The following is a 15925-nucleotide window of genomic DNA, read 5'->3' as shown; positions in this document are numbered from 1 at the left end:
ACTAAGTACGAAATCGAACAAACGTTTGGACAACAAGTGTTCGGCAACAGATGTTCGGTTTCGCCGATCATTCTTGGATGGAGAGGAAATCGTTTCTTCAGCGCGAAATGAATAGAGTAACTCTTTCATGCTGGGGGGTAACATTGGATTGGGAAACTACGGAGATTGGCTCGTCATGTTTATCGCAGGTGCATTGATCGTCTTCTGGCTGTACCGCAGCTTTTACCGCTGGCTGCATGAACCGCCGGGCATGAACACGAAGCTGCTGCTCAGTCATGCAGAGGATGTTCTCGAGGACGATGTGAATGTACAGTTTCTGGAGAAGTCCGGATACGAGGTGACGCACGGCAAGTACCGTGTGCCGATTACAATTGATCTTGACGGCACGGAGCTGCAAAGCCGGCTGTTCATTGATTTAATTGCGGAGAAAGATGGCAAGCATTATATTGTGAAGACGGCGCGAGAACGGATGCCAATCGATTGGACAGGCAGCGGCGTTAGAGACAGGCTGCTTGTATATGCACTGCTTCTCCCAGAGTGTGAGGGCGTCTTGTTCGTCGACCATAAGGAACATACAATCCGTACAATTACCTTCCGATTCGGAACCTAGCAGAAGTTACAAGCTAATTTATGGGATAACTTAGGAGGCTATTCATGAAGAGCGTTCGGCAAATGAAAATACGTGAACTGATTACAAGCCAAATCATTGAGACACAGGACGAGCTGGTCGATACGCTGCGCGAAACTGGACTTGCGGTAACGCAGGCGACTGTATCGCGTGACATTAAAGAGATGCAGCTTATCAAAGTGCCAATTGAGGACGGCCGTTATAAATATTCGCTGCCGCAAGAGACACGGAGTAATTCCATTCATAAGCTGAAGCGTACATTATCCGATCACTTCCTGCATATCGACTTCACCGATAACCTTGTTGTTATGAAGTGTTTGCCGGGAACGGCGAACGCCATCGGCGCGATGATCGATAATTTGGAATGGCCGGAAGTGATGGGAACGATCTGCGGTGATGACACGATTCTGTTGATTTGCAGAACGAAGACGCAGAGCGCAGAAATTGTGGACAGGCTGCTTGGATTAATGAATTAAGCTTCGAATGTTCATTTGAACGACCTTGGAGGAGGAGAGCAACTATGCTTCGCGAGTTGTCGATACGCAATCTGGCTGTTATTGAATACGTTTCAGTAAAATTCCACGATGGATTTCATGTACTGACGGGTGAGACTGGAGCAGGGAAATCGATTCTAATCGATGCGCTCAGTCTTGTTGTCGGAGGACGCGGTGCTTCGGAGATGGTCCGGTACGGCTGTGACAAAGCCGAGATCGAGGCGATGTTCGAGCTTCCTGCCTCGCATCCTGTATGGTATACGCTCAAGTCGTTCGGAATTCATGCTTCGCCTGAGGAAGGCCTCGTCATTCGTCGTGAGCTTTCCGTACAAGGCAAGAGCATCAGCCGCGTAAACGGACATATCGTAACTTTATCCATGCTCCGCGAAGCAGGGGAGTGCCTCGTTAATATCCATGGTCAACATGAGCATCAGTCGTTGCTGCGTACGGAGAAACATTTGGAATGGCTTGATTCTTACGCTGGGGATACCGTAGCTGCAACTTTGGAATCATATCGCGCGGTCTACCGCGAGTTCGATAGGGCTCGTTCACAGCTGAAGGAAATTGAAGATACATCGCGGCAAAATATGCAGATGCTTGATCTGTATCGGTTCCAGATCGAAGAGATCGCTTCTGCACGTTTGAAGCCAGGCGAGGATGAATCGCTAGCCGAAGAGAAGCAGAAGCTAATGTATGCAGTGAAACGCAGAGATTCCGCTTCTGAAGCTTACAGCCTGCTGCACGGCGGCAAAGGGTTGGATGCAGTGAGCAGAGCGGTGAACCGGATTAGCGATATCCGGGATTATGATCCGACAGTGATCAATCCGCTGCTTGAACAGCTGCAGAGCGCTTTCTACCAGCTTGAGGACGCTGTATTCCAGCTCCGCGATTATCGGGACAATGTTGATTCTGATCCAGAGCGGCTAGCCTACATCGATGACCGTCTGGACATGATTTATAGCTTGAAACGGAAGTACGGGGAGACAATCCCTGATATTCTGTCCTATTTGGCAAACATCCAGTCGGAGACTGACAAGATCGAGAACCGCGACGAGCATCTGGTTCGTTTGCAAGCAGAACGCGACCGTTTGTTTGCAGAGGCGTTGGTGCTTGGCCTGTACCTCTCAGAGCAGCGCCGTATAGCTGCTGATCAGCTTGCTGTTGCGATTGAGAGCGAGCTGCGGGGGCTTCAGATGGAACGGACGAAGTTTTATGTTCAGCTGCAGCAGGCGGGGGACGGCGAGCATTATAAGCTGCATAGTAACGGGATAGATGAAGCGGCATTCCTCTTCGCGCCGAATCCAGGCGAGCCGATGAAGCCAATCAGCAAGATCGCATCCGGCGGTGAGATGTCGCGTATTATGCTGGCACTCAAGACGATCTTCGCCTCTATAGATGAAGTGCCTGTACTTGTATTCGATGAAGTGGATACTGGTGTCAGCGGACGTGCTGCGCAAGCAATTGCAGAGAAGATGTCGCGATTGTCGAGCCAGTGCCAAGTGTTCTCGATTACACATCTGCCGCAAGTTGCATGTATGGCTGATCATCATTATGAAATTAAGAAGACGATTGTTGCTGATCGTACGTCTACAATGGTAACGGAAATGAGCTCGGCGACTCGAATTGAAGAATTGGCGCGGATGCTTGGCGGTGTGGAAGTAACGGAAAAAACCCGCCATCATGCGCAAGAAATGCTTGACTTGGCTTATAAACAAAAGGGGGCGTAATGGAAGGCAATCAGGGAATGTTTTTGGCGACATAAAACATTAGGGGCAGGGATACCTTAAAGGTACGCAAATGGCGAACCACCTTTCTCGTCAAGCGATTTTGCAACAGGGAGCGTGAAGTCATTGAATGCCAATCAGCGGAAGCGGTGGCTGGGTCTACTTCTCGTTATCATCGTTTGCATGCTTGGTCTATCCTCTCCAATTCAACATTTCGCCGCATTTCCGAACGAAGTTCGGTTGTTTTCCGGCCAGTTGAAACAATTAGACTATGGTATGCCTGTTCATGCTCAAGTGACCGTTGATCCGCAAATGCTGCGAGTCAACGGCTCAACAGACCGTTCACTTTCAATTAATTTGAACAAGCCACTGTCGATTCAGTCATCGCAAAGCGGTAAGACCACGATGAAATTGAAATTATTCGGCAAAATTCCTTTCAAAACCGTGCGAGTCAATGTTGTACCGGATTTGCGTGTTATTCCAGGTGGACAAACGATCGGTGTTAAAGTGAAGTCAGCTGGCATTATGGTTGTCGGTCATCATCAAGTTGTAGATGCGAAGGGCACTAAAGTATCCCCAGGCGAGCAAGCAAAGCTGCAGCTGGGTGATCTCATTGTTCGTATTAATGGCAAGTATGTAAACGAAGTGCACAAGGTAGCAGAAATGGCGGAGGAAGCAGGTGACTCCAAACAGCCGCTTCATTTGACAGTAAAACGGGGAACGCGTTTATTTGATACGAAGCTGTCTCCTGTATTCGATTCCGAGGATCGCGCATGGCGATTAGGATTGTACATTCGTGACTCTGCTGCAGGCGTAGGCACATTAACGTTCTATGCTCCAGATCAAGGCGTATACGGTGCGCTCGGTCACGTTATAACAGACATGGATACACAGACACCAATTGAAGTTGGTGAAGGACAGATTTTGCAGTCGAATGTAACCTCCATCAATAAGAGCCAGAACGGCGAACCAGGTGAGAAGAGGGCACAATTCGTGAAGGAAAGCAAAGTGCTCGGCAACATTGAGCGCAACACATCATTCGGCATATTCGGCAAGATGAAGGAATTGCCTTCACATAGTTATAACGATCAATCGGTTCCAGTTGCTTTCGCTGAAGAAGTAAAGGAAGGTCCAGCCCAATTACTTACTGTAGTGAACGGGCAGAAGGTTGAGCGGTTTAATGTGGAAATTGTTCATGTAACGAAGCAGGAATCTCCTGCGACGAAGGGCATGGTCATTAAGATTACTGACCGCCGCTTGCTTGAGCAAACAGGTGGCATCGTGCAAGGGATGTCCGGAAGTCCAATCATCCAAGACGGTAAGCTTATCGGGGCTGTGACCCATGTGTTCGTCAATGATCCAACATCGGGCTATGGATGCTTCATTGAGTGGATGCTGCAGGATGCAGGTGTACTTCTCAAACCAGCTAGCTTAAATCTTAAGGCGGCATAGCCCCTTAAGATTTTTTGCTGTCGTGTCGAAACATTCCGAATCTTTTCGAATGATGAGAGTTTCTGTAACAAATTATTTATTATAATGCAGTTGAAAATAAAAATAAAGAAAAATATTATTCGACAGAAGGAATTTGATTCGGTATGTCGAAAACGTTTAATAAGCTAACACTAAAGACGTAATGAGTATGACGGATACTGCATATGAGTGTGGATTTTAGTCTAAGGAGGACTATACCTTGCAAAAAATTGAAGTTTTGTTGGCAGATGACAATCGGGAATTTACGAACCTTCTCTCAGAGTATATCTCTGAGCAAAATGATATGGAAGTTTCCGGTGTCGCGTATAACGGTGAGGAAGTTCTTCGTTTATTGGAAGAGTCGCATGAAGTGCCAGACGTTCTTATTCTCGACATCATTATGCCGCATCTTGATGGCCTCGGTGTTCTGGAGCGTCTGCGTGAAATGAATCTGCCTAAAATGCCTAAAATCATTATGTTAACTGCTTTTGGCCAAGAGAATATTACGCAAAAAGCGGTACAGCTTGGTGCATCATACTACATACTTAAACCGTTTGACATGGAAGTTCTTGCGAATCGAATCCGCCAACTCGTTGGCAACCCGACAGTAATTTCCTCGTCGTTCACAAGTGGAGCTGCTACAGCTGCCGTCTCGAAATCGAATGTTGTTCCTATCGCGAAAGGCAAAAACCTGGATGCGAATATTACAAGCATTATTCATGAGATCGGTGTTCCTGCCCATATTAAAGGGTACCAATATTTACGTGAAGCGATAACAATGGTTTACAATAATATCGAAATTCTTGGTGCGATTACGAAGACGCTGTACCCGGCAATCGCAGAGAAGTTCAAGACAACGCCTTCCCGTGTGGAACGCGCCATTCGCCATGCAATTGAAGTTGCTTGGACTCGCGGCAACATCGACAGCATCAGCCACTTGTTCGGTTACACGATCAATATCAGCAAGTCGAAGCCAACGAACTCCGAGTTCATCGCGATGGTTGCCGACAAGCTGCGCATCGAGCATAAGGTTTCGTGAAAGGATAAAGAATAGCCGAAATCGAACGAAGCGTCACTTTCGTGCAAGCTGCGAATGTGGCGTTTTTTATTTGAATTCATGTAATGTATTTAGGAGGATTGTTTTGACAGCTTCAGTTCTTACACCTGTTCCTTCGGTGAAGAGGTTAATCATTTTGTTATCAGTCACACTTGTATCTGGCCTGAATCAGGGCTTGCTCCTGCCTTTGCTGGCGATTTTGCTGGATCAGCGAGGCGTATCATCCGACCTGAACGGGATAAATTCGATGGCATTATACATCGGTACGTTCAGCACGATGTTCTTCATTGAGAAGCCGATTATGAAGATCGGTTACAAATACGGTATTCTAGTGGGCATTGTGCTGGCGGGGCTTGGAACGATTATGTTCCCTTTCATGCACGCACTTTGGATTTGGTTTATTTTGCGCATTGCGGTCGGTATTGGTGATAGCGCGCTTCATTACTGCACGCAGCTGTGGATCGTCAGCAGTAGCCCGCCGCAAAGCCGCGGACGGTACATTTCGCTCTATGGGATGGCCTACGGAATTGGATTTAGTATCGGACCGATGGGGATTAACTTCACTTCGATCGGGAAATGGCTGCCTTTTGCGCTTAATACGGGTTTATTTGTAGTCATCATGCTGCTAGTAACAAGGTTGCCTTCAGTCTATCCCGAGCGAGCGGAGAAGTTGGAGACATCAACAAACCGGTACTGGAGAACGTACCGGATTGCATGGTTCGCGCTCCTTCCAGCAATTCTCTATGGCTTGATGGAAGCGACGATGAATAGTAATTTTCCGCTGTATGGACTTCGTATTCATCTTAGCAAAGAGATGATCTCCATGCTGCTGCCAGCTCTCGGCGTAGGAAGTCTGATCGTTATGTTCCCGCTTGGCATGCTGAGTGACCGAATCGGTCGTAAGCCGGTTCTTATGGCATGTGCGATTGCAGCAGGCATGATGTTCTTTATGGTTCCGCTGGCTGGAAATAACGCACCGCTGCTATTCGTGCTGCTTGGATTGATCGGCGGCTGCATCGGTTCATTCTTCTCGCTTGGACTCGCTTATGCGGCTGATCTGCTCCCACGAGAGCTGCTGCCGGCATCGAATGTCATTGCTTCGATACACTTCAGCATTGGCAGCCTGCTTGGTCCCGGAATTAGCGGCATCGGCATACAATATATATCCGAGAAGAGTATGTTCCTTATGTTGGGAGGCGCGTTCACACTTTTCGCATTGATCGGACCTTTGTTCCGGCGGAGTAATATGCAGTCGCGGAATTCAAGCGCAGCCTAATTTTTCAGCAGGGCGTATCTTTTTCATTCCTTCATTCGTTTACGTTATGCATCACAAGCTAACAGATGAGGAGGTGCCAAATATGACGACAAAGCCAACTGTAGATGAGCTGCGATTCGTGCTATATCGTTATTGCTTGACGCTCACCCAGTCGACCTGGGACGCCGAGGATCTCGTGCAGGAAACTTGCTTGCGAGCGCTGCCGGTCATGAACGGCAACGTGGAGCATCCGAACCCGACAGCGTATTTGCTGCGTGTGGCCAAAAATATTTCGATCGACCATTTGCGCCGGCAGCAGCTGGCAAGACGCACATTGGAACGGAATGAAGCTGTTCTTACGCAGCTATACGGCGATTCGCATGAGATGGAGTACGCAGTACGACTGCTTCTCGCTCACTTGTCTCCTTTGCAGCGGACAGTATTCCTACTAAAGGAATTGTTCGGTTACAAAGGAACCGAGGTGGCTGCGAAACTGTCTACGTCGGAAGGTGCTGTCAAAGCTGCGCTTCACCGCGCACGATCGGCGCTTGCACGCTTGAAGCAGCGCGAACAAAGTGCAGCAGCTTGCCCATCCACAGTTCTTGAGAATCAAGTCAGCGATAGCATGCTGTACGCATATGTGAATGTAATTCGTTCGGCAGATCCGAATGCGCTGATCGTGCTTGCGAACGCTGAAGAACAGCTTATCGATCCGGTTCAGGCTATCGGTCAACTACATGTATCTTCGGGCATCGGCTCATCTGTCAGTATGATGATGGCAGCATAATCGTGCCTGAAGGGGATGGATGAGCTATGAATTTGACGCCTTACGTAATTGAATCGACGAATCGCGGGGAGCGCAGCTATGATATTTATTCGCGGCTGCTCAAGGACCGGATTGTAATGGTAAGCGGCGAGATTGAAGATCAGATGGCGAATGCGATTGTGGCACAGCTGCTTTTCTTAGCGGCTGATGATCCGGAGAAGGATATCCAGCTGTACATCAATAGTCCAGGCGGCTCCGTCACGGCAGGCTTCTCGATCTATGACACGATGCAGTTCATTAAGCCGGATGTGTCGACGATTTGCACAGGCTTTGCCGCAAGCTTCGGTGCGATATTGCTGGCGGGTGGCGCGAAGGGGAAGCGTTTTGTCCTTCCGAACAGCGAGGTTATGATTCATCAGCCGCTTGGCGGCGCTAGAGGGCAGGCGTCGGATATTCAAATCCACGCCAGCTGGATATTGAAGACGCGCGAGAAAATTAACAAGCTGCTTGCGAGCCATACGGGGCAGAGCGTGGAGCAGATTGAACGCGATTCAGATCGGGACCGGTTCATGAGCGCACATGACGCAGTCGCTTATGGTATCGTGGATCGAGTCATCGAGAATAACGCATAGCAAGAACAAAGCGGGCATTCCCATTAGAGGAGTGCCCGCTTTTCGCTTTGCATATTACATTTACACGCCCGGCCGAGGCGGACGAGGCCGCTTCTGGCGAAATTTTGGCGCTACATAGTTGCGCTTCCGGTCCCGATAGAACGTCCAGCCGCCGATGAATGCTACTCCGATCAGGAACAGAACAAGTCCGCCTAGAAACATCCACCATTCAAAATGGCGCGTCGTGACGGTTTCATCGCCGAAAGATGAGAAATAATGAAATATAGCGTCCTTCATAAGCAGGAAGCCGTATGTGGCTCCAAGACCTGGAATGACAAGCAGTAGAACAGCGATAAATCGAATGATGACTTGTCTCATACGTTATAAAATCCCCCTGTACACGTGCAGCAGATACGGTAATATCATACCTTTTTCCCTTCCGACTGTCCATTTGGGGCGGGATGTTTTCTGAGCCAGCGAAAAAAGGTACAATAGGGAATGTATAGCAAGGCGAATTGGAGAGGGGAACGAACATGACATTACAATGCGATTTGGCCATTATCGGCGGAGGCATTGCAGGATATACGGCCGCGATCAGGGCGGCACAGGCAGGCAAGAAGGTAATTATCGTCGAGAAAGAGAAGCTCGGCGGCACATGTTTACATAAAGGCTGTATCCCAAGCAAATCGCTGCTGCACAGTGCAGAAATTTATGCAACGCTGCGGGGGGCGGATGCGTATGGCATAGCCGTAGCAGAAAATGCGATCAGCATTGATTTTCCGAAGGTCCAGAGACGGAAAGCGAATACGATCGAGGGCTTGTACAAAGGATTGCAGTACCTCATGCGTAAACATGACATTACGGTGGTAAAAGGTATTGGACGGGTTATTGGACCTTCGATCTTCTCGCCGAAGAGCGGCAGTGTGGCGGTTGAGTTCGAGGATGGCGAGATGGAAACGATCGTGCCGACGAATTTGATCATCGCAACGGGTTCACGTCCGCGCACGCTTCCGGGGCTGGAACCAGTTCCAGGTCAGCTGATGACAAGTGATGAAGCGCTCGAAATGGACAACCTGCCCAAGTCCATGCTCATTATCGGCGGAGGTGTAATCGGTGTTGAATGGGCGTCGCTGCTCATCGATTTCGGCATTGAAGTGACGCTCGTTGAGGCGGCATCACGCTTATTACCAGGCGAGGATGCAGAAGCTTCCGCAGAGCTGACGAAGCAGCTGCGCCGCCGCGGCGTCCGTATTCTAACAGGCATTCAATTGAAGCTGGATACGTATACGTATAACGACGGACAAGCTTCGATTACGGCCGACACAGCGGATGGCACGGTTATTCTGAACGCAGAGCGACTGCTCGTGTCAGTAGGACGGCAAGCGAATGTGGAAGAAATCGGTCTTGAAAATACAGACGTACGCATTGAGAAGGATGTCATTCGCGTAAACAGCTTCTTCCAAACGAACGAGCCTCATATTTACGCCATCGGCGATGTGAATGGCGGCCTTCAGCTGGCGCATGCAGCGGCTCATGAAGCGATTGTCGCTGTCGATCACATCCTCGGCGGCAAAGATCAAGCGCCGGATCACTCACGCGTGCCAAGGGCGATTTATTCCCGTCCGGAGATCGCTTCAATCGGTATGACCGAAGATGAAGCGCGCAAACAGGGACATGATATTAAGGTCGGCAAAGTGCCGTTTGGAGCGATTGGCAAGGCGCATGTGCTCGGCGAGACAGAAGGGTTTGCAAAGGTTATCGCAGATGCGAAAACGAGCGATGTGCTTGGTGTTCATCTCGTCGGCCCGCATGCAACGGACCTGCTGTCCGAAGCATCGCTTGCTATGCTGCTCAATGCAACGCCGTGGGAAGTGGGCCAAGTCATTCACCCGCATCCGACGCTGTCCGAAGTGCTTGGAGAAGCAATGTTAGCGGTAGACGGAAAATCAATCGCATTTTAGGCGGTTGCTGCATTATATATTAAACACCAAAAAAAGCGCCTTCAATAAACGCTTACATGAGTAACGGATCGAACATTTCTTTTTCGGAAAAAGTCGGTTATAATGGGTATAGTCAAGTCTTAGTACCTGGTTATAATAGCAGTTAAAAGGAGGGCATCCCTCATGACACAATCCGAATCCGCCGTGACGCAATCGAGGCATGCGGCACTTGGGCTAACGGACGAGCAAGCCATTGAAATGTATAAACTTATGAACACTGCCCGCAAGTATGATGAGCGCTGTCTTATTCTGCAACGAGCAGGAAAAATCAAGTTTCACGTATCCGGAATTGGCCAAGAGGCTGCACAGGTTGGAGCAGCTTTCGCCCTTGACCGGGATCAAGACTACTACTTGCCCTATTACCGCGATTACGCGTTTGTATTGTCTGTCGGCATGACGCTGCGCGAACTGATGTTGTGCCTGTTCTCGAAAATTGATGATCCAAATAGCGGCGGTCGTCAAATGCCGGGTCACTTCGGCAGCAAGCGCCTGCGTATTGTAACGGGCTCGAGCCCAGTAACGACACAGGTTCCACATGCGGTCGGTTTTGCGCTGGCAGCGAAGATGAAGAAGAAGAACTTCGTATCGTTCGTTACGTTCGGCGATGGTTCCAGCAACCAAGGAGACTTCCATGAAGGCGCGAACTTTGCTGGCGTACACAAGCTGCCGGTCATCTTCATGTGCGAGAATAACCAATATGCGATCTCGGTTCCGCTTCACAAGCAAGTGAGCGGCAAAATCGCGGATCGCGCGCTTGGATACGGTTTCCCAGGCGTAGCCGTGGACGGCAATGATCCGCTGGAGGTTTACCGCGTGATGAAAGAAGCGCGTCAACGTGCAGCGAACGGCGAAGGCCCAACTCTTGTTGAAGCGGTCATGTACCGGTTGTCGCCACACTCGACCTCGGATGAGGATTTAGCATATCGGACCAAAGAAGAAGTCGATGCGCACCGCGACAAGGACGGCATTCCGAAGTATAAGCAATACTTGATCGATTGCGGCATTTGGGATGAAGAGCGCGAAGCAGTGATGCAGCATGAGATTAAGGCTGCACTTGATGACGCGACTAGCTTCGGCGATAAAGCGCCATTCCCAGCGCCTGAAGATATTCTCAAACATGTGTATGCCGATGATGCTGCGCAAGGCGAAGGAGGACGCTAACATGCCGAAAATGGACTATATTGATGCGATCCGCCTCGCAATGAAAGAAGAAATGGAGCTCGACGAGAACGTGTTCGTCCTCGGCGAAGACGTCGGCTATAAAGGCGGCGTGTTTACGACGACGAAAGGTCTGCTCACGCAGTTTGGCGAAGAGCGCGTGCTCGATACGCCGCTTGCGGAATCAGCGATTGTTGGTGTTGCAATTGGCGCAGCAATGTACGGCATGAAGCCGATCGCCGAAATGCAGTACTCCGATTTCATGTTCCCGGCAACGAACCAAATCATCAGCGAAGCGGCGAAAATCCGCTATCGTTCAAATAATGACTGGGACTGCCCGCTCGTAATCCGCGCGCCAATCGGCGGCGGCATCTTCGGCGGCTTGTACCATTCGCAATGTCCGGAATCGGTGTTCTTCGGAACGCCAGGTCTTAAGATCGTAGCTCCTTACACCGCGTACGATGCGAAGGGTCTGTTGAAAGCAGCCGTTCGCGACCCGGACCCGGTTATTTTCTTCGAGAACAAGAAGTGCTACAAGCTTGTTTCGGGCGATGTGCCGGAAGACGATTACATCGTACCGATTGGCGAAGCAAATGTTCTTCGCGAGGGGGACGACATCACGGTAATCAGCTACAGCTTGCCGCTGCACTTTATTATGGAAGCGGCAGAAGAGCTTGAATCAGAAGGCATCACCGCGCATGTGCTTGACCTTCGTTCGCTGCAGCCGCTCGACAAGGACGGAATTCTTGCAGCTGCCCGCCGTACCGGCAAAGTACTTATCATTCATGAAGATAATAAATTCGGCGGCATCGGTGCCGAGGTTTCGGCGATCATCGCGGAAGAGATGCTCTATGAGCTGGATGCGCCGATTATGCGCCTATGCGGTCCTGACGTGCCAGCCATGCCGATCAACCCGCCAGGCGAGAAGTTCTTTATGCTTAATAAAGACAAAGTGAAAGAAGCGATGAAGAAGCTCGCGCTCTACTAGAATTTACGCGTGTTAGGAGTGGTCGGATTGAAAAAAGTGACGGAAGTCGTCATGCCGCAGCTCGCAGAATCGCTCGTCTCCGCAACGATTGACAAATGGCTGAAGCAGCCAGGAGACACCATCGACATGTACGAGCCGATCTGCGAAATTGTTACAGACAAAGTAAACGCAGAACTACCTGCGACCATTCAAGGGAAGCTGGTTCAAATATTAGTCGGCCCTGGAGAGACGGTACCTGTCGGTACACCAGTATGTCTGATCGAGGTTGAAGATGAAGGAGCTGGCGACGCGAATTCGGCGGCTTCCACTACTTCGGCACAGCAGCCGTCCGCATCGGCTCAAGGCACTGCAGTAGGCAGCAACGAGCGCGCTGCGGTCCGCGCGCAAGGTGCAGCATCGGAGGCGGCAGGCGTCAGCGACAGCGAGAATAGCATGCGTTATCGGTACTCGCCTGCGGTGCAGCAGCTTGCAGCCGAGCACGGCATTAACTTGTCCCACATCCAAGGGACAGGCATCGGAGGACGGATCACGCGCAAGGATGTGCTTGCTTATGTGGCGTCCGGTCGCGGAGCGAATGCAGCACCAGCTTCTCAGAACGCAGGTGCAGGCGCAAGCAGCGCGCCGATTCAACCACCGCAGCCGATCTATACGTCGAAGGAGCCGGTCCGCTCGACAGGACTTCACCTGTCCGAGACGCCCCGTATCCCGAAGGTTGAGATCGAAGGCCAGCAGGTACCGGGACGCAGCGAATATTTTATCGATGTTACCCCGGTCCGCAATGCAATTGCGCGTAATATGCGCCAAAGCGTCACGGAAATTCCGCATGCTTGGATGATGATGGAAGTCGACGTGACAGATCTCGTCAGCCTCCGCAACAAGCTGAAGGATGACTTCAAGAAACGTGAAGGCGTCAACTTGACGTACCTCGCTTTCTGGGTGAAAGCAGTCGTCAACGCGATCAAGGATTTCCCGATTATGAACTCCGTCTGGGCGGTCGACAAAATCATCGTCAAGCGCGACATTCATATCGGTCTGGCCGTCGGAACTGAAGACGCGGTTAAAGTTCCGGTCATCAAGAACGCGGATCAGAAGAACATTGCCGGGCTTGCTCGCGAGATCGAAGAGCTGGCACGCAAGACGCGTGAAGGGAAGCTGACGCTCTCCGATATGGAAGGCGGCACGTTCACCGTCAATAACACTGGTTCGTTCGGTTCGATTCTCTCCTATCCAATTATCAACTACCCGCAAGCAGCAATCGTGACTTGCGAATCGATCGTGAAGCGTCCTGTCGTAATTAATGATATGATCGCGGTCCGTTCGATGGCGAACATCTGCTTGTCGCTCGACCACCGGATTCTGGACGGCGTCATCTGCGGGCGGTTCCTGCAGCGGGTGAAAGAAAATTTAGAAGGCTTCAACCTGGAAAGCACGAAGCTGTATTAGAAAGAAGGCTGAGGCAGCAATGTCGACAACGAACGTGAAGGCGATCGATGTCCATTATATTCCGATGCTTGGATATGCCGAGGCTTGGGATTTGCAAAAAAGCCACGTGAAAGAGATCGACAAGGAGGAGCGCCGTGAAACGCTGCTCCTTCTTCAGCATCCGCCGACGTACACGATCGGCTCACAGAAGCATCCCGAGCATCTGCTTTATTCGGAGGAAGAATTGGCGCGGCGCGGCATCGGTGTATTCCAGATCGACCGCGGCGGGGACATCACGTACCATGGGCCAGGACAGCTTGTGGGGTACCCGCTCTTTTATCTCGATGGAGCGAACCTCGATTTGCATGGCTATTTGAGGCAGTTGGAACAGGCGATCATTGATTGGTTAGCTACATATGGCATCGAAGGCGGGCGTAAACCGGAGTATACTGGTGTTTGGGTTGGCGATGAGAAGATTGCCGCGATAGGGGTCAAGTTTAATAAAGCCCGGACTCGCCGCGGGTTTGTGACGAGTCATGGCTTTGCGCTGAATGTGAAAGCGGGCATCGCGCAGGATGGCTTCCGCGGCATTATTCCTTGCGGAATTCAAGAGTATGCCGTCACCTCATTCAATGATTTGACGGGCAAACAATTGACTGTGGAACAGGTTGCGCTGGAGCTTACACCTTTTATCTGCAAGCAGTTCGGGCTTGAAGTGGAGGAAGCGAAGGGCGGGCTATTCGAACAGCCAGCCGAGACCGACGAGCAGCGTGGATAGCAGCATTGCCCCAATAATGAGCCAGATAAATACTTTCATAAGCGGATTGGAACGCATGTCAGCATGCTCCTTTCGTGCAATATAATGTGGACGACCTTAATGTACATTGTAAACGAAAAGGATGGACGGAGGAAAGACGATGATTAATGAGAAGCGTCTGGTTGAGGAATTTATGGAGCTCGTGCGCGTGGATAGCGAAACGAAGTTCGAGCGTGAGATTTGCAATGTGCTTACGAAGAAGCTGACAGAGCTCGGCTTGTCGGTAGAAGAAGACAATGCTGCGGAAATTACTGGGCATGGCGCAGGGAACCTGATTGCTATGCTTCCGGCGAATGGCCGCGAGGATGCGCCGATCATTTTCTTCACATCCCACATGGACACCGTTACGCCTGGCAAAGGCATTAAGCCGCAGCTGGACGAGGATGGCTATATCAGAAGCGACGGCACAACCATTCTCGGCAGTGACGACAAAGCGGGACTTGCAGCGATGCTGGAGACGATCCGTGTCCTGAAGGAAAACAATGTGCCGCATGGCCCGATTCAGTTCGTGATCACTGTTGGCGAGGAGAGCGGTCTTCTCGGCGCAACTGCGCTGGAAAGCTCGAAGCTGAAAGCGAAGTTCGGTTACGCGCTCGATTCGAACGGACCGATCGGCGATATTGCGGTAGCGGCGCCTTCCCAAATGAAAATCACGATCAAAATCTACGGGAAATCTGCGCACGCCGGCGTTAATCCGGAGGATGGCATCAGTGCGATTCAAGTGGCGGGCAAAGCGATTTCGCGCATGAAGCTTGGCCGCATCGACCATGAAACAACTGCGAACATCGGCCGATTCGAAGGCGGCGGCGCAACGAATATCGTTTGCGATTATGTGAAGCTGGACGCGGAAGCGCGCAGTATCGTGATGGAGAAGCTCGATAAGCAAGTGGAGTCGATGCGTGAAGCGGTAGAGACTGTAGTCGCTGAATATGGCGCGAAAGCGGAGTTTGAAGCAAATCTGATGTACCCGTCGTTCAACTTCAACGATGGCGATCCTGTTGTAGAACTTGCGAAGGCAGCCATTGAGAAAATCGGCAGAACGCCGAAGCTGTTCCATTCGGGCGGCGGCAGCGACGCGAATGTGTTCAACGGACATGGCGTGCCGACGGTTAACCTGGCGATTGGCTATGAGCATATCCACACTACGAAAGAGCAAATTAAAGTAACGGATTTGGTGAAGACAGCTGAGCTTACATTGTCGATTGTAGAGCAAGCTGCTGAGCAGAAGGTTTAGTTGAGGCAATTCGTATCTCGTATATAGGCAAAAAGGGGCGCCTGCCGCAGATTCGATCTTTCGAGATCGAATTTGCAGCGGGCAGCCCCTTTGTCATTGACCGTTGTTATTGAGCAGCAGATTGCAAGTATTCGCGGAGAGTACGGTTCGAGCCCAGCGCCGAAAGCCCGGATTTGGTGCTGGTCTTGGCAAGCAGCTTCAGCTGATGCCTAATCTCCCACGCTTTGCCGACGAGTGCCAATTGGTTTTGCTTCGCATATTGTTTCATCCTCTATCGCCCCTTTTGCTATACTGATAGATA

17 protein-coding genes are annotated in these 15925 nt (G+C 50.7%); 14 read left to right on the top strand and 3 right to left on the bottom strand.

Features of this window, described 5'->3' with window-relative positions; all coding sequences use genetic code 11:
• The first annotated feature begins 148 nt into the window (after positions 1–148).
• The 8 genes from A8990_RS20775 to clpP all read left to right on the top strand — a co-directional run bounded on the left by A8990_RS20775 (position 149) and on the right by clpP (position 8026).
• Positions 149–610, top strand: coding sequence for a hypothetical protein (locus A8990_RS20775; RefSeq protein WP_116190969.1), 462 nt, complete (start codon positions 149–151; stop codon positions 608–610).
• A gap of 44 nt (positions 611–654) precedes the next feature.
• Complete coding sequence (ahrC, locus tag A8990_RS20770; protein ID WP_116190968.1) at positions 655–1104, top strand: transcriptional regulator AhrC/ArgR; 450 nt, start codon at positions 655–657, stop codon at positions 1102–1104.
• A 44-nt stretch (positions 1105–1148) separates the two neighbouring features.
• Entirely contained in the window at positions 1149–2849 is a 1701-nt protein-coding gene (gene recN / locus A8990_RS20765; protein WP_116190967.1) for a DNA repair protein RecN, read from the top strand.
• 123 nt (positions 2850–2972) lie between these two features.
• Positions 2973–4298: a SpoIVB peptidase gene (gene spoIVB, locus A8990_RS20760; protein WP_181909694.1), complete on the top strand. Its 1326-nt coding sequence runs from the start codon at positions 2973–2975 to the stop codon at positions 4296–4298.
• 238 nt (positions 4299–4536) lie between these two features.
• Entirely contained in the window at positions 4537–5355 is an 819-nt protein-coding gene (spo0A, locus tag A8990_RS20755; protein WP_116190965.1) for a sporulation transcription factor Spo0A, read from the top strand.
• 103 nt (positions 5356–5458) lie between these two features.
• Positions 5459–6649 (top strand): MFS transporter, encoded by a 1191-nt coding sequence (locus tag A8990_RS20750; protein WP_245996129.1) that lies wholly within the window; start codon positions 5459–5461, stop codon positions 6647–6649.
• An 82-nt stretch (positions 6650–6731) separates the two neighbouring features.
• Positions 6732–7415: an RNA polymerase sigma factor gene (locus A8990_RS20745; protein WP_181909693.1), complete on the top strand. Its 684-nt coding sequence runs from the start codon at positions 6732–6734 to the stop codon at positions 7413–7415.
• Positions 7416–7441: 26 nt separating this feature from the next.
• Complete coding sequence (clpP, locus tag A8990_RS20740; protein ID WP_116190963.1) at positions 7442–8026, top strand: ATP-dependent Clp endopeptidase proteolytic subunit ClpP; 585 nt, start codon at positions 7442–7444, stop codon at positions 8024–8026.
• Positions 8027–8086: 60 nt separating this feature from the next.
• Here the strand turns inward: clpP and A8990_RS20735 are convergent, their stop codons facing one another.
• Entirely contained in the window at positions 8087–8383 is a 297-nt protein-coding gene (locus tag A8990_RS20735; RefSeq protein WP_116190962.1) for a DUF2627 domain-containing protein, read from the bottom strand.
• Between the two features lie 155 nt (positions 8384–8538).
• Here A8990_RS20735 and lpdA point away from each other — a divergent pair, with 155 nt between their 5' ends.
• The 5 genes from lpdA to lipB all read left to right on the top strand — a co-directional run bounded on the left by lpdA (position 8539) and on the right by lipB (position 14351).
• Positions 8539–9966 carry a dihydrolipoyl dehydrogenase gene (lpdA, locus tag A8990_RS20730; RefSeq protein ID WP_116190961.1) on the top strand — a complete coding sequence of 476 codons (1428 nt, stop codon included), beginning with the start codon at positions 8539–8541 and terminating at the stop codon, positions 9964–9966.
• Between the two features lie 162 nt (positions 9967–10128).
• Positions 10129–11166, top strand: a complete 1038-nt coding sequence (locus A8990_RS20725; protein ID WP_116190960.1) for a thiamine pyrophosphate-dependent dehydrogenase E1 component subunit alpha — start codon at positions 10129–10131, stop codon at positions 11164–11166.
• A 1-nt stretch (position 11167) separates the two neighbouring features.
• A complete protein-coding gene (locus tag A8990_RS20720) occupies positions 11168–12151 on the top strand; it encodes an alpha-ketoacid dehydrogenase subunit beta (RefSeq protein WP_116190959.1) in 984 nt (327 codons plus the stop codon).
• 51 nt (positions 12152–12202) lie between these two features.
• A complete protein-coding gene (locus A8990_RS20715; RefSeq protein ID WP_181909696.1) occupies positions 12203–13594 on the top strand; it encodes a dihydrolipoamide acetyltransferase family protein in 1392 nt (463 codons plus the stop codon).
• A gap of 19 nt (positions 13595–13613) precedes the next feature.
• Positions 13614–14351 (top strand): lipoyl(octanoyl) transferase LipB, encoded by a 738-nt coding sequence (gene lipB, locus A8990_RS20710; protein ID WP_116190957.1) that lies wholly within the window; start codon positions 13614–13616, stop codon positions 14349–14351.
• Here lipB and prli42 read toward each other — a convergent pair.
• Entirely contained in the window at positions 14310–14408 is a 99-nt protein-coding gene (gene prli42 / locus A8990_RS31645; RefSeq protein ID WP_165910951.1) for a stressosome-associated protein Prli42, read from the bottom strand. The genes lipB and prli42 overlap by 42 nt on opposite strands.
• A gap of 82 nt (positions 14409–14490) precedes the next feature.
• Here prli42 and A8990_RS20705 point away from each other — a divergent pair, with 82 nt between their 5' ends.
• Positions 14491–15624, top strand: a complete 1134-nt coding sequence (locus A8990_RS20705) for a M20/M25/M40 family metallo-hydrolase (RefSeq protein ID WP_116190956.1) — start codon at positions 14491–14493, stop codon at positions 15622–15624.
• 106 nt (positions 15625–15730) lie between these two features.
• Here A8990_RS20705 and mciZ read toward each other — a convergent pair whose 3' ends face one another.
• A complete protein-coding gene (mciZ, locus tag A8990_RS32805) occupies positions 15731–15892 on the bottom strand; it encodes a Z-ring formation inhibitor MciZ (protein ID WP_116190955.1) in 162 nt (53 codons plus the stop codon).
• Positions 15893–15925 lie beyond the last annotated feature (33 nt).

Origin of the sequence: Paenibacillus taihuensis (genome assembly GCF_003386535.1) — a bacterium.
Taxonomy (GTDB): Bacteria; Bacillota; Bacilli; order Paenibacillales; family Paenibacillaceae; genus Paenibacillus_Z; species Paenibacillus_Z taihuensis.
This window is presented reverse-complemented; position numbering and strand designations above follow the sequence as displayed.